Source organism: Streptomyces sp. KPB2, from assembly GCF_003950055.1.
Classification (GTDB): domain Bacteria; phylum Actinomycetota; class Actinomycetes; order Streptomycetales; family Streptomycetaceae; genus Streptomyces; species Streptomyces salinarius.
Window position 1 is genome coordinate 8,059,953 of the sequence record NZ_CP034353.1, and the last position, 22,284, is coordinate 8,082,236.

The following is a 22,284-nucleotide window of genomic DNA, read 5'->3' on the forward strand; positions in this document are numbered from 1 at the left end:
CGTCACACCGCCTCGCCCTGCCGGCCGCCGGCCCCGCCGAGGTGGCGCTGCCGTTCCACGTACACGTCGGACTCACTGGTGGCCAGTCGGCGGAGTTCGCCGGCGTGGGCGCCGAAGTCGGGATGGGCCACGGCCGCCCGCAGGGAGCCGGCGTCGCGCCACACGGCGACGTTGACGTACTGGCCGGGCTCGTCGAGGTGCCGGGAGAGCGTGTGGCCGAGGATCCCCGGACGGGCCGTCATGAAGGCGGCCACCTTGGCGAAGGCGGCTTCGAACTCCTCGGGGTCGCCGGTCACGGTGAACCGGTTGATGAAGGTGACGGCGCCGGGCGGCGGGCCGTTGCGGTCCATGGTCTGTCTGTCCTCTCGTCGTGTTCTGTGCGTGTTCTCAAGCGGTCATGCTGTACAGGCAGGCCACCAGGCTGCGGGCCTGCACGTTGACGTAGTTGCTGTGGCGCAGCAGCCGGGAGAGCTGGGCCAGGGTCAGCCAGCGGTATCCGCAGCGGTCGGGTTCGAAGTCCTCGGGGGTCTCCACGACCACGTAGCGGTTGCGGGCGTGGTACAAGCGGCCGCCCTCCTCGGAGTGCACCGCGTCGAACCTGACCCGCCCGGCCTCCGCGTGCAGCACCTCGTCCAGGAACGGCGGACGGGCGGCCGGGGGCAGCACGGCGTAGTTCGACGGAGTGCACTGCACGGTCGGACCCAGCTCCACGACGTCCGTGAAACCGGGTTCGGCGCGAGCCTGCACCAGCACGTGCAGCACCCCGTCCACCGGCTTGGCGAGGAAGGCCGCGACCCCCTCGTCGCAGGGCTCCAGCAGCGGTTGCGACCAGGCGGCGACCTCCCGGCCGTCGGCGGTCACGCTGACCCCGATCACGTTGAAGAACAGCCCGCTGGCATGGGTGATGCGGCCGTCCCGGCGCTGCCAGTGCGCCACCTCCTTCAGCGGGACGCGCCGCGCCTCGTTGACCGTGCGGGTCCGCTCGTCCGTGATCCAGCTCAGGATCTCGGTCATGCCGTGCCGGCCCCCCTCCAGGCCGGAGCAGGACCGCAACAGAGCGGAGGTGAACGGGTCCCGGCCCGTTCCCAGGACCTCCGGCAGCCGCGGACCGACGTAGGGCAGGCAGGACAGGACCGTGCGGGTGTCCATGTTGACGGCGTCGTCGACGGCGAACAGCTCGTGGATCTCGCGAAGGGTGAACCAGCGGAAACCGTCGAGGACCGCCACGTCCTCGTCCACCTGTACCACCATGTTGCGGTTGCGCTTGCCGTGGAACCACGAGCCCTGCTCCGACTGCCGCACGTCGGCGAGCACCCCGTGCCGGGACGGCCGCCGGAAGAACTCCAGGTACGGCACCGAAGCCCCCTCGTGCACCCGCGTGTAGTTGCTGCGGGTGGCCTGGACCGTCGGCGACAGCTGCACGCGGTTGCAGTTGCCGGGCTCCGCCTTGGCCTGCATCAGGCAGTGCAGGACACCGTCGAACTCCCGCACCAGGATGCCCAGCACACCCACCTCGGGCTGCTCGATGACCGGCTGCTGCCAGGACGGCACGGGAGTGCCGGGCCGCTGCACGTCGAGCCCGGCGATCGCGAAGAACCTCCCCGACGCGTGCACGAGGTCACCGGTTGCCGGATCGGTGTGCCAGCCCGTCAGCCTGTCCAGCGGTATCTGCCGGACGTCCATCACCGTGCGCCGGCGCTGCTCGGCCAGCCAGCGCCTGGCTTCCCGGCCGCCGACCGATGGTCCGGACCGCACGGCCGCCGACTTGGCGAGCGACGCGGCCGTCTCGGCCGGCGTCCGGGTTCCGGCTTTCCGGCGATGGGTCGTCACGGCGGACCTCCCTGGGGATGCCTGGTGCGGTGGCGGGATGCTGCGCGGGCGTCGGCGGCCCGTACCGGAGGCCGGGCCGCACCGGTCCGTCATGCTGGGCGCGCGGGCTAGAACGTCCGTGCAGCCCAACTCGAACCGGCGCGACCCGGGCGGGCCTCCTCCCGCGGGCGTTCGCCGGCTCAGGATCCGAAGGCGGCCGCGTTCTCCCGGACCCACTGGGCGAAGGTGCGCGCGGGCTGTCCGGTGACCTGCTCCACCGTCGGCAGCACGGTGCGGCCCGCCTCCGGGGGATCGGTGCGCATCGTCACGAAGAACTCGATGTCCTCGTCCGAGTAGCCCTGCTCGCGCCAGGCCGCGACCATCTCGTCCTTGCTCAGCTCCACGAACCGGATCTCCCGGCCCAGCACCTCGCTGAGCACGGCCACCTTCTGCGGGGCGGTCAGGGCCTGGGGACCGGTCAACCAGTACTCCTTGCCGGCGTGCCCCTCGCCGGTCAGCACCGTGGCCGCGACCGAAGCGATGTCCGCGTCGTGCACCATCGAGCTGGGGATGTCCGGGAAGCCCTCCCGCACCACCCCCTCGGAGCGCACGCTGTCCGCCCATTCCAGGGTGTTCGACATGAACTCCACCGGGGCGAGGTAGGTGTACTCCAGACCGCTCGCCTCCACCGCTTCGTCCAGCCCGGTCCGCTCCGTGTCGCCCTTCAGGACGGTCACCTTGCGCACCCCGGCCTTCACCGCGGTCCCGGCGATCTCCGGACCGTTGGACAGGGGCGCGTAGTCGTCCCCGAAACTGATCAGGTGCGCCGCGGTCACTCCTTCGAAGGCGTCCGGCAGCGTCGACGTGACGGCCAGGTTGCCGGCCACCACCTCCGCGCCCTCCGGGAGGTTCGCCTTGGCGGGGTCGCGGGTCAGGGCCCGGACCGGGTGTCCGGCGGCCAGTAGCTGGTTGACGAGAGGGCGGCCCACGTTGCCGGTGGCGCCGGAGACGAAGATGGTCATGAGAGGTCTCCTTCCGTTTGTCGGCGTGACGCCCAAGTTAGGAGCAATCGCGGCCAGGTCGCGTCCGCGAAACCTGGAACACTGGTGGGCATGCTGGAGACCTCGGCACGGCTGCTGCGACTACTGGCCCTGCTCCAGGCGCGCCACGAGTGGGGAGGCGCCGAACTGGCCGAACGCCTGTCGGTGAGCCCCCGCACGGTGCGCCGGGACGTCGACAAGCTGCGCGCCCTCGGCTATCCGATCCAGTCCATCGGCGGCGTGGGCGGCGGGTACCAGTTGGCGGCGGGCGCCTCGCTGCCACCGCTCCTCCTCGACGACGAGGAGGCCGTCGCGGTGGCCGTGGGTCTGCGCACCGCCGCCGCCGGCACGGTGACCGGCATAGCCGAGACCTCGACGCGGGCGCTGGCCAAGCTCGACCAGGTGCTGCCCTCGCGGCTGCGGGCCCGCGTCAACGCCATCAGCTCCGCCCTGGTCACCCTGCCCATGCTCGGCTCCACCGTCGACCCGGGCGCGCTGACCGCGATCGCCACGGCGATCCGGACCCACGAGCGGCTGCGCTTCGACTACCGGGACGGCCGCGGCGTGTCCGAGGAGCGCGACGCCGAACCGTACCGGCTCGTGCACAACGAGCGCCGCTGGTACCTGTTCGCCTGGGACACCGCGCGGGCCGGCTGGCGGACCTTCCGGGTGGACCGGATGCGGCTGCGCATCCCCAACGGGCCCCGGTTCCGTCCCCGGCCACTGCCCGGGGAGGGCGTCGCCGAGTACGTCACGCTGAGCATGACGACCACCCGCCACCGCTACCACGCCGTCCTCACCATGCACGGCAACGCCCGCGACGTGGCCGACGAGGTCCCCGCCTCGCTGGGCCTGGTGGAACCGGTCGACGAGCACACCTGCACCCTGCGGATCGGGTCCGACAGCCTCGACCAGCTCGCGGTGTGGGTGGCCGCGTTCGGCTTCGACTTCGAGGTCCACGAGCCACCGGAACTCGTCGCCCACCTGCGCACCCTGACCGCCCGGCTGAGCCGGGCGGCCGACGCGAGCGCCGCCGGCCCGGGCCGGGCGCCGGCGGGACGCGCCGACCGCGGTCAGACCTCGCCGAACGAGGCCGCCACCGCGCGGGCCCGGGCCTGAGCCGCCTCCTGGCCGGCGCGCAGCGACTCCTCGGCCGCCCGGCGCTCCTGCGCGTCGCCCTGGCCTGCGGTGGCCAGGGTGCGCCACACCGTGATCGTCTCCAGGTCGTAGCCGAGCACCTGACCCAGCACGGTGGCGAGGTAGGGACGGCAGTGGTCCATGGACGCCTCCGGCACGTCCGCGCCGTAGTAGCCGCCGCAGGCCGTCAGCACGGTCGCCGGGCGCCCGCCCAGCGGCTTGTGGCCCGGGTCGTAGGGCAGGGTGCGGCCCAGGATCAGCGACTGGTCCAGCCACGCCTTGAGCCCCGAGGGCACGGTCCAGTTGTACATCGGCACGCTGACCAGCAGCGCGTCCGCGGCCAGGATCTCCTCCACCAGCCGGTTCTGCAGCGTCGCCGTCGCCCGCTGGGCCTCGGTGTACGGCTCGGACCACAGGGTGACGACCGCGTCCCCGTCGAGGTGCGGGACGGGGTCGGCGACCAGGTCGCGGTAGGTCACGGAGTCGGGCCCGTGTTCCTTGTCCCACACCTCACGGAAGCGGACGGCGAGCGCGCGGGAGACGGAGTCCCGGGCGGAGGACGAGTCGATGTGCAGCAGTCGGGCCATGGGGGAGCTCTCCAGCTTCGGGCGGGGGTGCCGCACGGCACCCGGGATGTGGGTCGTCACGCTCGCGCGGGCCGCTCGAAACAGGACAGAGCGTCACTCGTGGGCCGTCACCGCCCGGGGCGCACCCCCAGGAACAGCCCCCGCCCCGACAGCACCTCCGGGACGTACCGCGGCTCCAGCCCGGCCCGGCGGAAGCCCTCTTCGTAGCGTTCCCGGGTGAACAGCATCGCCCGGTGCACCTCGGTGAGATGCCGCACCCCGCCCTCGGGAGTGGCCTCCAGGTAGTGCACCTCCATGCGCGAGGCGTCGCCGTCGCGCACGGTGTGCGCCACCCGGGCCACGGTGGTGTCCTCCCACTTCACCGTGTCCGCGCTGACCCACCGGTCCAGATACGTCTGCGGGAACCACCACGGCTCGACCGCCACCACTCCGCCCTCCGCCGTGTGCCGGGCGAGGCAGGCCAGCGTCCGGTCCAGTTCGGCGGCGGACCGCACGTAGCCGATGGAGGCGAACAGGCAGGTGACCACGTCGAAGACCCGACCCAGCCGGAAGTCGCGCATGTCGCCGAGGTGCAGCGCCACGCCGGGATGCTTGTGCCGGGCGATCGCCAGCATCGGCTCGGACAGATCGACGCCCTCCACGTGCCCGATCAGCTCGCCGAACGGATCCAGGTGCCCGCCCGTTCCGCAGGCCACGTCGAGGACCGAGGAAGCACCGGGACGCAGGCGCAGGACATGCTCCGCGACCACCTCGGCCTCGGCCCGGTAGTCCTTGCCCCGCGCGGTGTGCTACGCCTCGTAGAACCGTGCCGAGTCGGCGCCGTACATGCGATACCGCCCTTCTGCCCATGGTCGGGGCCGGCTCCGGCCGGCCACGGGCCGAGCGGGATCCGGCGGGTGCCGGCCGCGGCCGGGCCGCGGACACCGCGGTCAGCTTCCCGCCCGCGCGTCGAGGACCGCTGGAGCGGCCGGGCGGCTCTAGCGAGGCCCGACCGAAGTCCGGCACGGTGGGCGGCAGGAGTGCCCCATCGCGCGGAAGAAGGACGCAATGCCTGCTCAGCCCAGCGCTCTGGTACTCGGCGGCACAGGCTTCGTGGGACGGCACGTGTGCGAGGGACTCGACAGGAGCGGTTTCGACGTCGTCGCCGTGGCCCGCAGACCGCCCGCCGATTCCGTGGGCGGCCGGTTCCGTCCCCTCGACCTCGGCCGGCAGCCGGTCGGGGAGGTGGCCGCCGTGCTGGCCGAGACCTCCCCCGCGGTGGTCGTCAACGCGGTCGGCAGCATCTGGGGACACAGCGACCCGGAGATGTGGGACGCGGCCGCGGCGCCGACCCTGCGGCTCCTCGACGCACTCGCGCTGTCCGGCGCACGGCCCCGTGTGATCCACCTCGGATCGGTCCTGGAGTACGGGCGGGTCGAGGCCGGCACCACCGTGGGCGCCGCCACTGCCGCCCGTCCGACCAGTGCGTACGGGCGCGCCAAGCTGGCGGCGACCCGAGCCGTCCTGGACCGGGTGCGCGCCGGCCGGTTCGACGGCATGGTGCTGCGGGCAGCGAACCTGGCCGGTCCGGGCAGCCCGGACGTGAGCCTGCTCGGCCGGGTGGCCACCCGGCTGGCGCAGGCCGGCCCGGACGGCGTGGCCCGGGTGGAGCTGGACCCGCTGCTGGCCCGCCGGGACTACGTCGACGTGCGGGACGTCGCCGACGCGGTGGTGGCCGCCGCCACCACCTCGCTCTCCGGCGAGCTGGTCGACATCGGCAGAGGAGAGAGCGTGCCCGTGCGCACGCTCGTGGACCTGCTCATCGCCCGCAGCGGGGTGCCCGCCCGCGTCGTCGAACGGCCGGGCGCCGGCATCCGGCACTCCACCGAGGAGTGGTCCCGGGTGGACATCGCTCCGGCCGCGCGGCTGCTCGGCTGGCGGCCGCGGCGCTCCCTCGCGGAGGCGGTGGAGGACTTCTGGCACGACTTCCTACGGCGACACCACACGACCGACCAGAAACGGAGCGCACACTGACATGACCGTCCACGTCTGGGACTACCTGCCCGAGTACGAGGCCGAACGGGAAGACCTGCTCGACGCCGTCGACACCGTCTTCCGATCCGGCCGGCTGATCCTGGGGGACGCCGTCAGCGGCTTCGAGACGGAGTTCGCCGCCTACCACGGACTGGCCCACTGCACCGGCGTCGACAACGGCACCAACGCCGTCAAGCTCGGTCTCGAAGCCCTGGGCGTCGGACCCGGCGACGAGGTGATCACGGTGTCCAACACGGCGGCCCCCACCGTGGTCGCCATCGACGGCGCCGGCGCGACCCCTGTCTTCGTCGACGTCCGCGAGGACGACTTCCTGATGGACACCGACCAGGTGGCGGCCGCCGTCACGCCCCGCACCCGTGCCCTGCTGCCCGTGCACCTGTACGGCCAGTGCGTCGACATGGCGCCGCTGCGCGAGCTCGCCCGCCGCCACGACCTGGTGATCCTGGAGGACTGCGCCCAGGCCCACGGCGCCCGGCACCACGGCCGGCTCGCCGGCACCATGGGGGACGCCGCCGCGTTCTCCTTCTACCCGACCAAGGTGCTCGGCGCCTACGGCGACGCCGGCGCGGTCCTCACCGACTCGGCGGAGACCGACGCCCGGCTGCGCCGGCTGCGGTACTACGGCATGGCCGAGCGGTACTACGTTGTGCAGACCCCGGGGCACAACAGCCGGCTCGACGAGGTGCAGGCCGAGATCAAGCCCGGCGACCAGGTCCGCGTTCTCGCGCGGACAGGCCACCAGCACCTCGTGTCCGGCGCTGCGGGCCGCCCAGGCCAGGGGAATGCCGGCGTGGACGGGCGCGGATCCGCCACCGGTGACGAACAGGAATCGCATGGCTCCTCCTCCAGGGGAAGTCCGGACCGGCGGCCGCGGCAGGACCCGCGCCCGCGGCCCGTCTACTGACTGACGGCCCGTTGGTAGCGGCGGATGGCCAGCGGCACGAAGACCAGCAGGATGACCGCCACCCACAGGAAGGACGCCGCAACCGGGTGCTGCAGCGGCCACGCGTCCGGCTCGGGCCAGCCGGGCGGGATGTTGCCGAAGAGTTCGCGGCATGCCGCGACGACCGTGGAGACCGGGTTCCACTCCGCGATCACGCGCATCGGGCCGGGCAGTTCGTCGCTGGGCACGAAGGCGTTGGACACGAAGGTCAGCGGCAGCAGTGCCATCAGCAGCACGTTGCCGAGCACTTCGGGGGAGCGGACGCTCAGGCCGATCGTCGCCGCCGCCGCGACCACCGGAGTCGCCGCGCGGGAGGCCGGAATGGCCTCCGGCCTCATGAACAGCTCACGCCAACTCGGCGGCTCCATCGGGCTGGCCGTCCTGGCCACCCTTGCCGCGCACCACACCGGCACAGCAACCGACCCCGCCGCGCTCAACGACGGCTACGGCCTGGGGCTGGCCGTCGCCGCCGCCGTCTTCGTGCTCGCGGCGGTCGTGGCGATCGGTGTGCTGCCGCGCCGCCGCCGGCCCGTCGCACCCGTCCCGCAATCCACCGCTTCTGAAGAGAACGAGCTGGAAGGAACACCGTCATGAAGACCACCACCGTCGACCTGTTCGCCTCGGCGCTGCACTTCCGCCCCGCCGGCGACGTCCGAGCCGTCGAACGGCAGATGACGAGCAGCGACTCCGGCGCCTGGCAGATCGCCACGTTCCACGTGGAGACCGACGCCGACGTTCACACCGATTACTGGGAGATGCACCCGGAGGCGGAGGAAGCCGTGTGCTGCCTGGCCGGCGGCCTTGCTCCGGGGGACGAGGGCGGTCCAGTGGACGGCGAGTATGAGCCATCCTCGTCCGCGGACTCAGTGGTTGTCAGCGGTTCACGTCGAGTCAGGTTCGCGGCGGGGTTCGCAGCGTGTCGTCCAGCAGGCCGCCGGTGCACGGCAGTTGCGGAAGCCCTGGAATCCAACGCGAGTCGATGATCATTGCTCCCGCCGTCACCCTTTTGGTTCGGCCCGGTCGATGTCCCAGCTCGCTCCCGGGCTGGTGTCGTACAACGGCTGCTCAGGCGGGACGTTTCCCGCGGAGAGGGGCCAGACCACCCCCTGGAACTTGCCTGCCTCCGCGTAGCCGAGGAAGCTGTGGCGGGCGGACTCGCCCTTCACTGCGGCCTTGCCGTCCGGCGTGATCATCAGCCACTCCAGCTTCGTGGGCACGACTTTCAGGCGTCCGTCCTGCGTGGGAACGCTCGGTACGGCGGTCCTCGCCGGCACGGTGGAACCTGCGGACGGGTACTTGCCGGCCACAGTGAAGGCGCTGCCGTCGACAGTGCCGAGTCCGGTCAGCAGCCCGGCCCTGGGGTCGTGGGCAACGGCCATGGTCTGTCCGTTGTCAGAGCCGTTGTCGTCGTCCGCTGCCTCCACCTTGATCGTTCTCGTTCCGGCATGGTTGAAGCGGTGCCCGGCTTCGCAGGCACCGTCTGTCGCGCTGGAGGTGGACATCTGCCCGTTGTCCCAGGTGACCTTGCACGTGTGGGTGTCGTTGGAGCCGGGATCGGTGAACGTCGCCCGGACCGACGCCTCGTTCTTCACCCGGTGCACCGACCAGTCCTCCGGGCCAGTCACTTTGATCACGGGGGCGACGTTCTTCACGGTGACCTGCGCACTGTCGCTGACGGGAGGGTTCACGCCGTCGTCAGCGGTCAGTGTGACGGTGAACGTGCCGTCGTCGGTGCAGGAACCCGGTGTCCGCGCTCGACGTGTCCGTGAAGGCGCAGGTGGTTCCCGCGTCCGCATCGTCGCCCGCGGTGTAGGACCACTCGGTTTCCGGACGGCCGCCGTCGTCGGAGGCCCGTCGGGCCGTACCTGTGAGCCCTCGTCCCCGGCGGTGTCAGGTCCGGCGTGGATCATCGGGGATGCGTCGTCAGGGTCGCCGTTCACGGGAGGGATGGTGGGCAATCGGTCCCCGGTGAAGCCCCAGTTGCATTCGTGGTCCAGGACCTTGCTCGGGTCGAGCACCTCCTCCCACGGGATGTTCGGGTGCTCGGCCTCCAGATCCCACGTGGGGCCGCCTGTCTGCCCCGGTATGGCGTACAGCAGATGGCAGGCCAGTTGCTTGAGCATCGACTCGTTCTGGTCTGCGGTGATGCCCGGGGCAGCGGTGTGCGTTTCCAGGAGCTCGTCCCATCGCGTCCAACAGGGACACGTACCAGGTCGTCTCCTCCATGATCTCGGGGGCGTAGCCGGTCTTCACCGTGTGGGTGCGATAGGGGAAACCGGGCAGCAGGCACTCGTCCGTCAGTGTCGCGACGCGGGTCCTCGTGTTCTCCGTCCAGGTGACTTTGGGGGTCAGCCCGTCCCCACAACGGTCCAGAACCCGAAAGGAGTTCACTCCGGGACCGGGCTTGCCGTTGTGGTGGTAGTAGTGCAGCCCCGAGTTGAACTCCGCCTTCGCCAGGAACTGACCGTCCTCATTGCGCACGACATCGGACGAAGTTGCCGCGTGCGCCGATGGGCCAGGCCGGCGGGTAACGCCAGCAGTCCTGATGCCACGCAAAGCGTGACCAGTGTCCGCAGTGTTCGTCTTTGCGTCGGCATGAACTTCCCTTTGGAATGAGGTGACCCGTGGATCGAAGCGTTCGGCCACTGAAGCCGCCACCCCCCGCGCCGCCGAGGGAGAGGCCTTCACCGGATACGCCCACTCGGAGTGAGCGCTTCGCGCCTCGGCAACTCGACGCGCTGGGCGGACGGCCAGTGGCTGGCCAACGCCACACGGGAGTCGTGCTGGAAGGGCTGCGTCGCGAACCGGGCGGGGCCGCCCTTGCCCGCCCATCGACCAGGTGACCGGGCCGTGGACGACACATACGTCGGTCATTGCCTGTCCGTGTGCTCGCGGTCGGTGACATCCACGGAAGTCGGACTGCGGCCTCCCGGTTCTGGGCTTGGGCCAGCAACAAGTTCCGGCCCGGGCAGCAGTAGGTGCGCTCCGCGTCACCGGCGTGGAACCGCCGCTGCGGCCGTAGCGGTGGCGGACGGGTTCAGCGCGCGGAGGTCCGGCGCGGCAGCGTTTGTCCACGTAGTGAGACAAAGCCCAAAGGCTTGATAGTTAACCTGGCAACAGTTAGCGTGCTAACTATGAATGGATCGAGCAGAGAGAGCACGCTGGAGCTGATGCGGTGGGTCGTGTGGGGGCAGCGGCGCGTCGCTGAAGAGTGGATACGGGAACGCGGTCTCACGCACGAGCAGAGTGCCGTGTTGGCATACCTCTCGAAGAACCCGGACGCCATTCAGCGTGACGTCGCGCGGGCCATGCGCACCAGTGCGCCGAGCGTCTCGCGACTCCTCGCCGGACTCGAGCGGCGCGGACTCGTGGAGCGTCAGGCGCAGGAGAGTGACACACGCAGCCGCCGGGTGCGTGTCACTCCGGCGGGCTCCGGGCTGATCCAAGGATTCGAAGAGGCCATGGACGGCGTCGAGGAGTCGATCCTCGCGCCGCTCGGTGCCGCGGAGCGGGCACGGCTCCATGAATTGCTGGAAGAGCTCGTGTCCCGGATCGAGTCACCCAGCTCTCCCTGACCCGGTCCACTGCTCCGTACAGCGGCTGGGGCTCGCGGGCAGGTGTCGTCGCCCAGTCGTTCTGCGTGGCTTCTGTGGCTACGAGCTGGGGTTTCTCAGTTTTGTGGGTGGTCTTCCTGGTGGGCGGGGTCCTCGGCGTGCGGGGATGAGCGCGGAAGTAGCTGTCTGACCTGCGCTTATGCGCTGTGTGCAGGTTGATCGAGCGTAGTGCAGTTTTCCTGGGTCGCTATTTGAGGTGCCATTGGGGTGGCGCGGGATGCTCTGCGGTGTGGTGGCTAGAACCCCGGTCCTGGGTCGCCGCTGGCCTTTTGGCATTCCGTGGCAGCGTCGAGCCATTCACGTGCTGGTTCGATGGCCTGCTCGCGTTCAATGCCGGAGTCCACTTTTCCGTCAGCGGGGCGGGCTTCGTCGGCGATGTCGCGTGCCCGCTGGCACGGATCTGATGAGGGTCCGGACAGCTCAGAGAGACCGCCGATGACGCTGAACGACAGGGCGATGACCGCCGCCCCGGCCATCATCAGGCCCGCGCTCCGGTCCTGTATGAGGCGCGGGAAGTGGCGCTGCCAGCGGAAGTACGGGATGCGGTCCCGGCTGTTCACAGTGCTCCCTATTGGGTGGCAGGCGCCTTGAGGTATGGATCCTGCCGAAAGTACCTGCTCACTCGGGCGTCAGGAGGCGTCGGGGTTGGTGAGGTCGTCTCGGGTGAGGGTGACGCGGGTGGCTTTGCCGGCTTTGCTGGCGGTGGTGGTGGGTGGCAGAACGCGGACGTGGATGAAGTAGACGCGGACGCCGGAGAGTTCGGTGTATGGGGGCCAGGCTCCGGGGGTGCCGTCGGTCGGCAACTCGAGGAGCTTGTCGCTGATGTTGTAGATGACGAGGTAGGCCGTGTGTTGCCCGTAATCGTGGGCGTACTTGACGACCTGGTGCATGCCTTTGACGAGGTAGCTCTTGCCGCGGCTTTTGCCGTCGAAGATCTTGCCGTCGCAGACGAGGGGGTCGCGGCCGTCGAGGTCGCCGATGAGGTCGGCTTCGCCGGAGGCTGAGCGGGGCTTGGCGTGGGTGATGTGGTCGCCTTCGAGGAAGAGGAAGCGCTGCAGGTCGAGGTTGTAGACCTCCTCGCCGTTGGCGCGGTCGGCTTCGAAGCGGGTGTACAGCTCTTCGCGGTCGAACCATTCGATGCGGGTGCGGTAGCGCTCGAGGGTGTGAAGGATGCTGCTTTCGGCGCCGACGCGTTCGCTGAGGAAGTCGAACAGGGGCTGCAGGACGTCCTCGGCGAACTCCCGCCAGCTGTCCTGGAGGCTGCTCTTGGGGCTGTAGTCGCTCGCGACGCGCCAGCCGGCTTCTGGGTCCTCTGCTTCCGCCTTGGCGATGTCCTGCATCAGCTCCCAGACGAGCGAGGCCCGCCCTTCCTCGGTCCGGCTTGGCCAGAAGAACCGCCCGCTACGGGACAAGCCGGTCTGGAACTTCTCCCGGTCCAGGTCCGGCTCCTTCCGGGCTGCCTCTTCGAGGAGTCCTCTGAGGGCTGGCTGATTCTTGATCCAGGTGACGGCGAGGTGGACTTCGTGGCCGGCGCTGGAGAAGGGCGTGGTCATGAGTTTGCGCAGGCGTTCGCGCACGGCGACCTGGAGGCGCTGCTGGTACTTCACCGGAAGAGGCCTTTCAGAGCTTGGGAGATCTGTTGCTGGACGACGTCGCCCGCGTTCTGCGCGCTGCCGGTCTCGTCGACCAGCCAGATCTGGGCGTAGCAGCAGGGACAGATCACGGCTGTCTGAGCTACGACCTCCGAGTAGCGGATCCACATCAGGTAGCGGCAGCTGGGGCAGGCCGTCTCGAGGTCCGCGCTGAGGAACTGCGTCGCGAGGGATTCGCCCATGAAGGCATTGTTCCGCACGGGTCTGACAGTGCCGCTGTTGTCGGTTCTGCCCGGGCGGATCGACGGTGGAGAGTGCCGAGGGTGCCTGGCTACGGAGTGGGGTTGTCGTCGAGCCAGGTGGTGGGGATGAGTTTGTCGCCGTTGCGCCAGTTGTAGCGGATGGAGTCCTGGTACCAGTCGTGGGGCAGGTCCGCGTGGTCGCTGACGATCATCTGGAAGTTCGGGGACAGGTCCCTGACGACCTGGTGCATGAGTTCGAAGAGGCGGGTGACGGTCACGCGGTCTTCGTCCAGGGTGATGTCCTCCAGGCGTCCGCGCTGTTTGGCCATGTCGGAGGGGTAGTAGGGCTGGGTGGGTTGGTCGAGCATGAGGAAGCGGGGTACGGGCCGGCTGTTGGTGACGAAGTACTGGTGGAGGGCGAGATGCGTGGCCACGTGGTAGCCGACGTGGTTCTTGCCGCTGCCGATGCGGAGCAGTTCGGTGATGCCTTCGTCGGTGTCGGCGACGACGGTGAGATTTTTGAGGTCCAGACGGACCAGGCGGTCGCCGTGTTCGAGTCTCAGGGTTCGGGCGTGGCTGGTCATCTTGCCGCTGAGGTAGCTGAGGCCGTGGGTGAGTCTGTCGTCGAGGGTCTCGGTGTCGAGCTGCTCTTCGAGGCCTTGGACGAGCCGCTGGGCGACGGCGACGTCTGACTCCAGGCGCTGGAGGTGTCCGCTGTCGGAGGCGGCGCTGATCTGGCCCAGGTAGGCGCTGATCCTGCCGCGGGTGTAGGCCTGGGCTTCGGCCTGTCCAAGGAGACCGGCCTGCTGGTTGCGCTGCTCGGCGATGATGCTCAGGGCGCCTTCGATGCCGCGGAGATGTTCGCGTAGACGCGTCGCCGTCTGCTCGATCTCGCGGAGGGCCTGCTCACGGCGGGGCTGGACGGTTTGGACGCTGTCGAGCTGCCCTCGGAGGTCTGCGAGGGTGGTGTGCATATCGGCGACGGTGGGGTCGGGCTCGGTGAGCTCGTTTCCGCACAGAGGGCAGCTGTGTTCGCCGGAAAAGTGGTCGGGTACGAGGCTGAGCGCCGACAGACGTGACATGCCGCGGGCGACGGCGCCGGTGTAGCCGGCGGCCTGTGTCTCCAGGTCGTTTAGGAGTTGGCGTTCTTCTGCGAGGGAGCGCAGCTGCCGTCGGAGAGCGGATGACTGTTCGGTGAGGAGGAGTTCCTGCCGCCGCTGTTCCTCGTCTGCGTTGTCGGGGTGGGCCGGAAGGAGGCAGCCTGTTGCAGGGCCTCGATGACGGCTGCTCTGTCGGAGGTGTCGACGCTGTTGTCGGGGAGCAGGCCGTGGACGCGGGCTTCGCTGAGAAGGGACTCAAGGCGGGCCTCGATGCCTTGGTTTGCTTCCTGGGCGGCTTTGAGGTCGTTCTCGGCACGGCGGAGGGCTCGTTTGGCTTGGGTGAGCTGCTGCTGGAGCGTGGCCTGGTCTTCGGGGACCGCACCGAGGAAGTAGGGGATCGTGGCCTTGAGGCTCTCGGGGATGCCGCGCTCGTTCTGCCGGTGGAACAGGGCGCGTTTGGAAGCGACTTCGTCCTGGTTCTGGAGACAGAGCAGGACGGCGTGGCCGAGGTTGGCGCTGAGCGGGGAGAGCAGGCTTCCCGGCGCTGGTTCGCTGCGGGTATCTCCGATGCCGATCCGGCGTCCGAGCTGCTGGCGCAGCTGTGTGGAGTCGGTGTTGACGCGGAGGTCGGGCAGTTCCGGGATACCGAGGTCGTTGCCGACTTCGAGCATGGCGTTGGTGACGGATTTGGCGCCGGGGCGAGGCGCCGGCCGTGCGGCGAGGATGCGTGTGTCGGGCAGTTGCAGGATGACTGCATACCACGCGACGGTGTTGAAGATCGGGCTGATCGGGAGCGTGGCCTCGTCCCTGCCGAGGCAGAAGTCGACGATGTCGAGCAGCGCGCTCTTGCCTGTCTGGGAGGTGCCGGTGACGATGTTGAGCTCACCGAGCCGGAAGTCCAGGACGCGCTTTTCGCCGCTCTTGCTGTAGAGGATGATCGACCGGATCTGCACCGGCTCAGGGTCTCACGCCCAGCAGCGCAAAGATGGTGGAAGGGTTGTCGGACTTGGCAGTCCAGCGGCCTATCAACGATGCGGCCTTGATCAGATCGGCAAGTTCGCCCTCGATGCGGGACGTCGACGGAATCCTGCCCCTGAGGGACCCCTGCTCGATGGTGAGCATCTGATGGCGCAGCCCGAAGCGCAGGCCTTCCCGTACGGAGGGCGCGAGTGAGGTGCTGCGCGCGGCAAGGCCTGCGACGAGTGCCGGGTGGTCCGTCACCCAGTTCGTGAGATGGGTGCGCGTCGAGGTGGGCAGCGCTTGCCGCGTGGGCCGGTGCAGGACCAGCGGGGCCACGACGAAGGCCATCGGCCACGGCATCAGCCTGCCGGAGGCCTCCCGCTCATAATCGCGTGCCGCAGTGGCGGCGACGGCCGCGACGAGAGCAGGGTTGAGGAAGGCGGCGCTGGCTTGCGGCCGCTGTGTCCAGCTAGGCACGGGCGGCCCTGATCAGATTCTTCACCCGTGCCTCGAAGTCGGGGTGCCATCCGACCCGTCCGCGGTCGGCCAGCTCGTGGTGCTTGCCCCGAGAGAAGAACGCCTCGTCGTACGCTTCACGGATTCGGTACCGGGTCTGGTCCAGGGTTTTGCGTAGCAGCGCCTTGCCGGCCTGTTCCTGCTCCCGGTCGGTGGCATCTTCACCCAGGTCGTCAAGCATCCAGTCGAACTCCCGCTGCCACTCGTCGGCGAGGTTGTCCTCGAACCGTGCCAGCTCGTCGAGGTCCACCAGGTCGTCTTCGAGCCAGGCCACGGTCTGGGTGTAGGCGCGGTAGTAGTCCACCATCGCCTTGTTCAACTGGCGGCCGGCGCCCACCCAGCGCAACTGGTGGACGAAGCAGGCATCGGCCAGCTCGGTCTCGGCCTCCTGCGGAAAGTCCTCACGGTCCACCAGGGTGGGCAGTCTGTCGGAGGTGTAGTCGTCGCGGATGCGGCTGATGCGCTGCATCAGCCGGGTCACGGAGACGCTGGTGTGCCGCTTCTGCAGCATGTCCACGGTCTGCTCGTACCACCACGCCCACAGCTGCCGCATGAAGGAGTCGGCGTGCCCGTCGGGGAGCGCGGCCCTGAGCTTCACCCGTACCTGCGCGTCGAGGTCGTCAATGGACGGCGAACCGTCGATGACCCTCATCCGCTGTACGAAGACGGCACGCTGCGCCGGCTGAAGTGCCAGAAAAGCTGCTCGTGCGTCCTTCGTTCCCCTGGCCTCCGACTCCTGCGCGGCGGCGATGAGTAGGTCAAGGGCCTGTGCGGGTGCGGGATTGGGCGCCTTGAGCGCGGCCATAGCCGTGCCCGGCCTGGCCTCCTGCGTGGTGACCAGGGTCAGCATGGGGCCGTACTCGTCGCCAGGGGCGTGGGTGTCCATCCAGGACTGGATAGTCCGCCACACGTCATCGTCCTTGTCTCCGAGCGACCGCACACTGCGGATGTGGTGCTTGACCTGCAGGAGTTCCAAGGGCCGACCGTCTTCTTCCCACGCGACATCGTCGTGGAGCTCCAGGCTGATCGCCCCGTCCGGGCGATCCTCTTGTCCCCGTAGCAGCTCAAGGAGGGCGAGCTGCGCCTGGAAGATATAGCCCAGGGCTGACGCAGATGCCTCATGCGCGGAGGACGCCATGCCCACAGTCTCCCGATTCTGATGTTGCCCGTCCAGGACATCACAATAATCGAACACAAGTATGACGGCGGCGATGTTGTCGGCTCTATCCCGGGTGGATGCCCATAGTGGGGAGGAGATGCATGCTGGGGATGCGGGCCTGGCTTGGCCAGTCGCGGCGTTGACCTGGATCCATGAGGTGATCCGTGGCGGGTAGGGCGGCCGGTGCAGTGGCAGGACTGGGCTTGGTGGTACATGCAGTGCCAGTGGTAGGGCCAGGGTGGGTTCACCAGGGGCGATGGTTTCCAGCTTCGGGCGGTGGGAGGCAGGGCACCACTGCGCTCCGCGCGCACCAACTCTCACACATGGGCAGGCATCGGGCAGTGGGCAGGATCTGCACCGTCACAAAATTCTCGGGCGCAGGGGCACGTCGTCGGTGCCGCAGGGGTAGTGCAGGTGAGAGTAGCCGCTCCACATCCGCGCTACCGCGGCGTCGCTGGCAATCGGCTCAAGACCGACCGCAGTGAGCTCCGTCGGTCTGATCTCCGAGGCCCGTTTGTGACGTGAATTCGTGCACTCGCGCTGGAATAGCGGCTGGTAGGAGCGCTTCAGCAGATCCAGCCGGGACATGGCGGCCGGGGTGAGCCAGGGCCGGCTAAGCGCGTCCACCACGTCGCGACGGAGTGCAGTTTCCGCTGCTGCGAGCCTGCGTTCCCAGTTCGGATGGTGCCGTAGGGGTGCAGTCGTTGCCGGTAGCGCTGGATGATGTTGGCGACGCGGATAGTCTCGGGGAACGTGATCGGTTCCCTGGCCGCCACAGCCCATAGCTCACTGTCGATTCCGGCAGGCGTGAGCCGGCGGGCCCGCTCCCGCCACACAGCGTCGCTGGTCCGGTGTTCCAGCCACCAGTACTTCACCGCTGTGTAGGCACAGTTGACCGGTGAATCCGATGCGTAGCGCCAGTAGGCGGAATAGGATCCGCGGCTGGGCCGATAATGCCGGAACGCGGCGAAGACTTCAGGGGCGTTGCTGACGTCGGCGTGCTGGAAGTCGAGGACGGTACCGTCGGCGCTCTGCGGGCCGAGCATCCACCGGCGGTGTTTGGGGCACAGCAGGCTGAAGTATGTGCCGTAGGCGGTGACTTTGCTGCCGGCCTGACGGCCGGCGACACACCTGGAGCAGCGCGCCGATGGAAGGTGGGAGGGAATCCGGAACGTGGCGTGCCGGGGCCCTTTGCGCTGCGGCCGCTCTCCCTCCCGCCACGTGGGCAGTGCCTCGGTGAGCTTTTCATGAGGTATGCCGCACATGGTGACGATCGCCCACTTAGGCAGTTTCGTTTGGATCACCGGGCGGACCAGAGGAAGATGCCCGCGATGTGGAGTCCGGCCAGGTAGATGGTGGCGGTCTTTTCGTAGCGGGTGGCGATACCACGCCACTGCTTCAGGCGGTTGATGCACCGCTCGACGGTGTTGCGCTGCTTGTAGGTCTCGCGGTCGAAGGCCGGTGGCCTGCCGCCCGGCTGCCCCGACGTAGCCGGTGTGCGCGCTGGTCTGCGGGGACGGGGATCACTGCCCGGATGCCGCGCTTGCGCAGGTGCTCGCGGATCGCGCGGGAGGAGTACGCCTTGTCGGCCAGGACCAGGTCCGGCCTGGTGCGGGGTCGTCCTCGTCGGCGGGGAACGCGCAGGCGGGCCATGACGTCGGTGAACGCGGGTGCGTCACCGGCCTGGCCTGCGGTGAGAACGAACGCCAGGGGCCGGCAGCGGGCGTCGCAGCGAGGTGGATCTTCGTGGTCAGTCCGCCGCGGGACCGGCCGATGGCATGGTCGGTCGGCTCGCCGGCCGGGGCCCCCTTTTGCGGGCTCCGGCCGCGTGCTGGTGGGCCCGCACGATGGTGGAGTCGACCGAGACGGCCAGTTGAGGTCCTCGTCCGCGTCTGCCTGGGCGACCAGGGCGGTGAAGACTCGCTCCCAGGTGCCGTCGACGGCCCACATCCGCAGCCGGTTGTAGACCCCTCGCCAGTTGCCGTACTTCTCCGGCAGGTGAACCCACTGCGTGCCGGTCTGGAACTTGTAGGCGATCGCGTCGATCACCTCTCGATGGTCTCGCCAGCGACCACCTCGCCTCGGCGTCCGGTCCGGGAGCAACGGCTCAATCCGCGCCCACTGCGCATCAGTCAACGGCACACCCGAACCAACGACCGACTGATCCAAACGAAACTGCCTAGCTCCGGCCGACAGCGAGACTTCCCGGGTCTGTCCGGTGCGTGGGACAGCTGAGTGCTCAACACCCAAGGACTTCAGCAAGAGAGCCGGTTTGAGCCGATGGGCCTCGGCCAGCCGAGTGAGAAAGGACCAGGTCGTCTCGCCCCGGAAGGGACAGATGCGCACCACGCTCGGGGAAGGCGATATGTCCTCGGAGAGGATCACGTGAGCTCCTTCGAAGGGATGTGCGTACCGTTGAGGGCGCTGCGGACTGTGGCCTAGGGCTGGGGCACCCTCTCGCTCGCTGAGCGGCGGACGCGCCGCTTAGGTAGCGGGTGCGTGTGACCGTATCGGCCCACGCCGGTCTGCCGGTGGCGATACTGCCCTGGCAGTCTTGTCTGCCAGGCAGCCGCCCGTGCTGCGGGCCGGGTGACGAGCGCCCACTGATCCAGCACACCAGGAGCCTTGTGAATCCGATGGCATCCACTGCCGAGCCGTCCGCCAACCGTTGCCGGCTGCGCTGAGCAGGCTCAGGCTCACCCACACCCACCACGCGGACGCGTTCGAAGATGGGCACGGCGCACCGGACCTCTGGTACGTGTCCGCTGACATTTGGAACCGGGAAAGCGGGGCGACTGTCGAGCATGTCGCCAGCTTCGAGTTCGCTCGTGTCGAGCCGTTCGAGACAGACGACCTGCTCGGCGTTCTTGACGGGCACAGTGCCTCCTCAGCGCGATGGCCCGAGCCGTGATCGACCCGGCAACCGACGACCTGCGCGACGACCTCGACAAGTTCACCGAGCCGATCGAGCCAGCGCTGCTGTTCCTCACCCGTGCCCAAGTGCAGCCCTTCTGGCAGAAGCACGGCCTGGGCCCTGTCCTGGCAGCGCGGGCGATCCGCACCCTCAGGCCGGGCTGCCGGGCATCGCCTACCACCCCGCCTCCTTCACCGCCAGCCCCGACGATCCGGACGACGAGGAAGGCCAGCCCGTGGCTATCACTGCACGTCTCAAGGCGTGGGAACGGATCGGGTTTAGGCACTACCGCAACGGAGTCTTCGTCCTCAACCTCGGCACCACCGCCCTGGACGACTTCCTCAAGGCCGCGTCTAACCAGCCGGCAAACGCCCCGCAGGTCCGCGAGGCTCACTACCCGAGCGGACGCGGAACCACCTGACGACGCGGCTCCCGAGTTGTCCAGCAACGTCGGACAGCCAACGCTCACAAGGCCACTGCCGGTCTGGCCTGGCAGAGGACTGGTGATCGAAGCCTCAATACGAGCAATAACCAGGAGAGCGGCGGAGCGGACCTGCGCGCCCTTCGGCGGCGCGAGCACCGGCCGCAGCAGCGGCATAGTGATCCGCCACAGGTGCGGAAACAGTCCTGCTGCTGCCTAGGAGGGGAGCTGACATGTCCCGTGCCCTCGGGGTCCGCACGGGAAGAGAGGCTGGCCCGCACGGTGCGGGGTCATCGGCGCATCCATGGAGAACGCTCGTTCTGGCATTGCTCAAGGCGGTGCGAATAGGCGGACCACAACACCGAATGAGCCCCTTGGCGGGGCGGCCCTCATAGCCAGGACTTGCAGTTCCGGCACGTCCAGATCGCGTGGCACCCGCTGGTGGATCGGATGACGGCACGGTCGGCGGCCACGCTCATACCGGGGCTGAGGAAGATGATGTTGCTGCTCCGTATCAGATAGCGGCGGGTCAGCCACGGTCGGGCACATCGCGCCAGCACGCTGTCCTCGAACAACCTCTGTCGCGCTCTGGGATCTTCCCCGGGCAGTGTGGGTTCGCCGTAGTGGTGCCGGATCAGCAGACGCGTTAGGTTCACCGTCTCGGGGTACATGAGCACCGCCTGCGCCAGGATTCTCCACATCTCCGCGTTCACGGGGCCGTGAGCCAAAGATTGGGCGCGCGCCCGCCACACAGCATCCGAGCTGCCGTGATCGAGCCACCAGTACCCGACTGCCGAGTAGGCCCGGCTGAATGCCGTGCCACCGCGTCGCCCGGGTGCCGACGCAGCAGCCGACGGTACGCCCGGCTGGCGGCGGCTACCTCCGCAACGCCCGCACATCAGCGTGGGCGTAGGGCACCGGCTGCCCTGCCAGAGTGTGTTTTCCCAGCGACCACACCCCGTGTGCGCGGCACAGGAGGTGGTGAAACGGCAGGTACAGGGCAGGCCGAAGGCCGTGCACGCGGGCCGCGAGACATCGTGGGCAGCCCTGGGCGGTCAGCCGGAACGGCACGCGCATAGCCGTGGCTGCGGACTCCTCCGACCACCGCGTATTAGGTGGTGTGTGCGTCCAAGCGGGCAGCAGTCGCCGCAGACGCTGCTGGGGATCCCTGTCAACGAAGCGACCGTCGCCTGTGCGCCGGGCGACAGGTAGATCTCGCCTTCGGCCTGGAGCCGTGCCCTGTACCCCACCCGGATGCCCAGTTGAGCGAGCAACTCCGGCAACTCCCAGTGATGCGCTGCCGCCAGGCGTGTCAGGTAGGACAGTGTGGACTCCCAGCGGACCGGTGCCAAGGCGGCGGCACTGGCTCGCAGGGTGCGACCGTGCGCCCCGGGCTGGGACACCAGTCGGACACAGGCCGGAGCGCCTGCTGCGTGGCGGGGCGGGTAATTGTTCACAGGATTCCGTCTCCGAGGAGCTGTGGGGAAGACGCTGGCTGGCTGCCGCACCAGCGGGTGCAGGCGTGGCCTTGGATCGAGCTCTCCTCACGACGCACAGCGTTGCGGGGCCGAGCGCGCCTGGGGTGATCCACGGACGTCTGGGCGCGCCCCATGCCAGGTAGATGCGTGTGATGCGCGGCAGGTAGCCGTCGGGCGACCGCAGGGCGGGAAGCCGGTCGTGCGGCACCTGCGGCAGCCCGGGAAGACGGCCAGCCTGGCCATAGCTGGGCCGTTGACGAGCACTTCGCTTCCCGGGCGTGGTTGCCCCAGCGCACGCTGCCCAGTTCGGGAAAGCGCTGCCCCATCACGGCGCGGAGTAGGTCAGTGCAGGCCTGACCGTAGCTGCGCCGCGAGGCGGTCATCTCGCCTTGCAGCGGCATGGCCTGCATGACGCCGACCGGCGGTGGCGGCAACGACATCAGGCTTCACCTCCCGATTCTTTGCGACGACAGCGACACGCAGCCGCCTGGCGACAGCCCCGCCCGCCGTGCAGCGTTTCCGCCTTAGGCCAGGCGGGCTGGCGCTACCTGGTCCAAGGGCGCCACCGGCCTGCGGTAACCGTCGCCTCATCCGGCACCGTCGGCCCTTGGATGGTCCCGTGGCGGGAACCCATGTCACACGGCCCGGATGCGACCGTCCCTTCGACGGGCAGGGGAGTGGGCCGCACCTGACGGGTCCCTGCCGATGGGTGAACAGGCACCACGCTCGAGCGGGCCC

The 22,284-nt window shown here is 69.2% G+C and carries 21 protein-coding genes and 2 pseudogenes; 7 read left to right on the forward strand and 16 right to left on the reverse strand.

Going from position 1 to position 22,284, the window contains the following annotated elements; genetic code table 11:
* Nucleotides 1-2: 2 nt before the first annotated feature.
* From D1J63_RS36510 to D1J63_RS36520, 3 genes are all read right to left on the reverse strand, one after another.
* On the reverse strand, nt 3-350 hold the full coding sequence (locus D1J63_RS36510) for an antibiotic biosynthesis monooxygenase family protein (protein ID WP_125635044.1): 348 nt from the start codon (nt 348-350) through the stop codon (nt 3-5).
* 37 nt (nt 351-387) lie between these two features.
* A complete protein-coding gene (locus tag D1J63_RS36515) occupies nt 388-1,830 on the reverse strand; it encodes an NDP-hexose 2,3-dehydratase family protein (RefSeq protein WP_241235671.1) in 1,443 nt (480 codons plus the stop codon).
* Between the two features lie 179 nt (nt 1,831-2,009).
* A complete protein-coding gene (locus D1J63_RS36520) occupies nt 2,010-2,831 on the reverse strand; it encodes an NmrA family NAD(P)-binding protein (RefSeq protein ID WP_125635048.1) in 822 nt (273 codons plus the stop codon).
* A 90-nt stretch (nt 2,832-2,921) separates the two neighbouring features.
* Here D1J63_RS36520 and D1J63_RS36525 point away from each other — a divergent pair, with 90 nt between their 5' ends.
* Nucleotides 2,922-3,968 carry a YafY family protein gene (locus tag D1J63_RS36525; protein WP_125635051.1) on the forward strand — a complete coding sequence of 349 codons (1,047 nt, stop codon included), beginning with the start codon at nt 2,922-2,924 and terminating at the stop codon, nt 3,966-3,968.
* Here the strand turns inward: D1J63_RS36525 and D1J63_RS36530 are convergent.
* Nucleotides 3,923-4,573 carry an NAD(P)H-dependent oxidoreductase gene (locus tag D1J63_RS36530; RefSeq protein ID WP_125635053.1) on the reverse strand — a complete coding sequence of 217 codons (651 nt, stop codon included), beginning with the start codon at nt 4,571-4,573 and terminating at the stop codon, nt 3,923-3,925. The genes D1J63_RS36525 and D1J63_RS36530 overlap by 46 nt on opposite strands.
* A 107-nt stretch (nt 4,574-4,680) precedes the next feature.
* Complete coding sequence (locus D1J63_RS36535; RefSeq protein ID WP_241235672.1) at nt 4,681-5,322, reverse strand: class I SAM-dependent methyltransferase; 642 nt, start codon at nt 5,320-5,322, stop codon at nt 4,681-4,683.
* A 298-nt stretch (nt 5,323-5,620) separates the two neighbouring features.
* Here D1J63_RS36535 and D1J63_RS36540 point away from each other — a divergent pair, with 298 nt between their 5' ends.
* Together D1J63_RS36540 and D1J63_RS36545 are read left to right on the forward strand one after the other, a co-directional pair.
* Complete coding sequence (locus tag D1J63_RS36540) at nt 5,621-6,586, forward strand: NAD-dependent epimerase/dehydratase family protein (protein ID WP_125635055.1); 966 nt, start codon at nt 5,621-5,623, stop codon at nt 6,584-6,586.
* A gap of 1 nt (nt 6,587) precedes the next feature.
* Complete coding sequence (locus D1J63_RS36545; RefSeq protein WP_241235673.1) at nt 6,588-7,511, forward strand: DegT/DnrJ/EryC1/StrS family aminotransferase; 924 nt, start codon at nt 6,588-6,590, stop codon at nt 7,509-7,511.
* Here the strand turns inward: D1J63_RS36545 and D1J63_RS36550 are convergent.
* Nucleotides 7,505-7,918, reverse strand: coding sequence for an ABC transporter permease (locus D1J63_RS36550; protein ID WP_125635057.1), 414 nt, complete (start codon nt 7,916-7,918; stop codon nt 7,505-7,507). The genes D1J63_RS36545 and D1J63_RS36550 overlap by 7 nt on opposite strands.
* Between D1J63_RS36550 and D1J63_RS36555 the strand changes: the two are divergent.
* Both D1J63_RS36555 and D1J63_RS37510 read left to right on the forward strand, forming a co-directional pair.
* Nucleotides 7,827-8,144 (forward strand): annotated as a pseudogene (locus D1J63_RS36555) (MFS transporter); the annotation flags it as partial. The gene D1J63_RS36550 and the pseudogene D1J63_RS36555 overlap by 92 nt on opposite strands.
* Nucleotides 8,141-8,533, forward strand: a complete 393-nt coding sequence (locus tag D1J63_RS37510; protein WP_241235674.1) for a cupin — start codon at nt 8,141-8,143, stop codon at nt 8,531-8,533. The pseudogene D1J63_RS36555 and the gene D1J63_RS37510, both read left to right, overlap by 4 nt.
* 15 nt (nt 8,534-8,548) lie before the next feature.
* On the opposite strand, the gene D1J63_RS36565 is transcribed toward D1J63_RS37510, so the two are convergent.
* Nucleotides 8,549-9,184 carry a PKD domain-containing protein gene (locus D1J63_RS36565; RefSeq protein ID WP_125627172.1) on the reverse strand — a complete coding sequence of 212 codons (636 nt, stop codon included), beginning with the start codon at nt 9,182-9,184 and terminating at the stop codon, nt 8,549-8,551.
* Nucleotides 9,185-10,684: 1,500 nt separating this feature from the next.
* On the opposite strand from D1J63_RS36565, the gene D1J63_RS36570 reads away from it, so the two are divergent.
* Nucleotides 10,685-11,125 (forward strand): MarR family transcriptional regulator, encoded by a 441-nt coding sequence (locus D1J63_RS36570; protein ID WP_125627171.1) that lies wholly within the window; start codon nt 10,685-10,687, stop codon nt 11,123-11,125.
* A 275-nt stretch (nt 11,126-11,400) separates the two neighbouring features.
* Here the strand turns inward: D1J63_RS36570 and D1J63_RS36575 are convergent, their stop codons facing one another.
* From D1J63_RS36575 to D1J63_RS36615, 9 genes and pseudogenes are all read right to left on the reverse strand, one after another.
* Nucleotides 11,401-11,724: a hypothetical protein gene (locus D1J63_RS36575; RefSeq protein ID WP_125627170.1), complete on the reverse strand. Its 324-nt coding sequence runs from the start codon at nt 11,722-11,724 to the stop codon at nt 11,401-11,403.
* A 69-nt stretch (nt 11,725-11,793) separates the two neighbouring features.
* Nucleotides 11,794-12,771, reverse strand: coding sequence for a hypothetical protein (locus D1J63_RS36580; protein WP_125627169.1), 978 nt, complete (start codon nt 12,769-12,771; stop codon nt 11,794-11,796).
* The gene (locus tag D1J63_RS36585; protein WP_125627168.1) at nt 12,768-13,016 is read right to left on the reverse strand and encodes a hypothetical protein; all 249 of its coding nucleotides are present in this window, start codon (nt 13,014-13,016) and stop codon (nt 12,768-12,770) included. The genes D1J63_RS36580 and D1J63_RS36585 overlap by 4 nt, the downstream gene beginning before the upstream one ends.
* Nucleotides 13,017-13,087: 71 nt before the next feature.
* On the reverse strand, nt 13,088-13,972 hold the full coding sequence (locus tag D1J63_RS36590) for a DUF3732 domain-containing protein (protein ID WP_241235675.1): 885 nt from the start codon (nt 13,970-13,972) through the stop codon (nt 13,088-13,090).
* Nucleotides 13,973-14,130: 158 nt separating this feature from the next.
* Nucleotides 14,131-15,051 carry a hypothetical protein gene (locus tag D1J63_RS36595; protein ID WP_125635059.1) on the reverse strand — a complete coding sequence of 307 codons (921 nt, stop codon included), beginning with the start codon at nt 15,049-15,051 and terminating at the stop codon, nt 14,131-14,133.
* Between the two features lie 4 nt (nt 15,052-15,055).
* Nucleotides 15,056-15,535 (reverse strand): three component ABC system middle component, encoded by a 480-nt coding sequence (locus D1J63_RS36600; RefSeq protein WP_125627166.1) that lies wholly within the window; start codon nt 15,533-15,535, stop codon nt 15,056-15,058.
* On the reverse strand, nt 15,528-16,550 hold the full coding sequence (locus D1J63_RS36605) for an ABC-three component system protein (RefSeq protein ID WP_241235488.1): 1,023 nt from the start codon (nt 16,548-16,550) through the stop codon (nt 15,528-15,530). The genes D1J63_RS36600 and D1J63_RS36605 overlap by 8 nt, the downstream gene beginning before the upstream one ends.
* A gap of 749 nt (nt 16,551-17,299) precedes the next feature.
* Nucleotides 17,300-18,037: a hypothetical protein gene (locus D1J63_RS36610; protein WP_125635061.1), complete on the reverse strand. Its 738-nt coding sequence runs from the start codon at nt 18,035-18,037 to the stop codon at nt 17,300-17,302.
* A pseudogene (locus D1J63_RS36615) lies at nt 18,034-18,902 on the reverse strand (IS5 family transposase). Before D1J63_RS36615 ends, D1J63_RS36610 begins: the two are co-directional and overlap by 4 nt.
* Nucleotides 18,903-19,882: 980 nt before the next feature.
* Here D1J63_RS36615 and D1J63_RS36620 point away from each other — a divergent pair.
* Nucleotides 19,883-20,068, forward strand: coding sequence for a hypothetical protein (locus D1J63_RS36620; RefSeq protein ID WP_125635063.1), 186 nt, complete (start codon nt 19,883-19,885; stop codon nt 20,066-20,068).
* Nucleotides 20,069-22,284 lie beyond the last annotated feature (2,216 nt).

Excerpts from the sequence above, each read along its gene's own strand:
- D1J63_RS37510 (WP_241235674.1), top strand. The coding sequence starts at position 8,141 with ATGAAGACCACCACCGTCGACCTGTTCGCCTCGGCGCTGCACTTCCGC.
- D1J63_RS36520 (WP_125635048.1), bottom strand. The coding sequence starts at position 2,831 with ATGACCATCTTCGTCTCCGGCGCCACCGGCAACGTGGGCCGCCCTCTC.
- D1J63_RS36525 (WP_125635051.1), top strand. The coding sequence starts at position 2,922 with ATGCTGGAGACCTCGGCACGGCTGCTGCGACTACTGGCCCTGCTCCAG.
- D1J63_RS36540 (WP_125635055.1), top strand. The coding sequence starts at position 5,621 with ATGCCTGCTCAGCCCAGCGCTCTGGTACTCGGCGGCACAGGCTTCGTG.
- D1J63_RS36510 (WP_125635044.1), bottom strand. The coding sequence starts at position 350 with ATGGACCGCAACGGCCCGCCGCCCGGCGCCGTCACCTTCATCAACCGG.
- D1J63_RS36530 (WP_125635053.1), bottom strand. The coding sequence starts at position 4,573 with ATGGCCCGACTGCTGCACATCGACTCGTCCTCCGCCCGGGACTCCGTC.
- D1J63_RS36545 (WP_241235673.1), top strand. The coding sequence starts at position 6,588 with ATGACCGTCCACGTCTGGGACTACCTGCCCGAGTACGAGGCCGAACGG.
- D1J63_RS36550 (WP_125635057.1), bottom strand. The coding sequence starts at position 7,918 with ATGGAGCCGCCGAGTTGGCGTGAGCTGTTCATGAGGCCGGAGGCCATT.
- D1J63_RS36590 (WP_241235675.1), bottom strand. The coding sequence starts at position 13,972 with ATGCACACCACCCTCGCAGACCTCCGAGGGCAGCTCGACAGCGTCCAA.
- D1J63_RS36570 (WP_125627171.1), top strand. The coding sequence starts at position 10,685 with ATGAATGGATCGAGCAGAGAGAGCACGCTGGAGCTGATGCGGTGGGTC.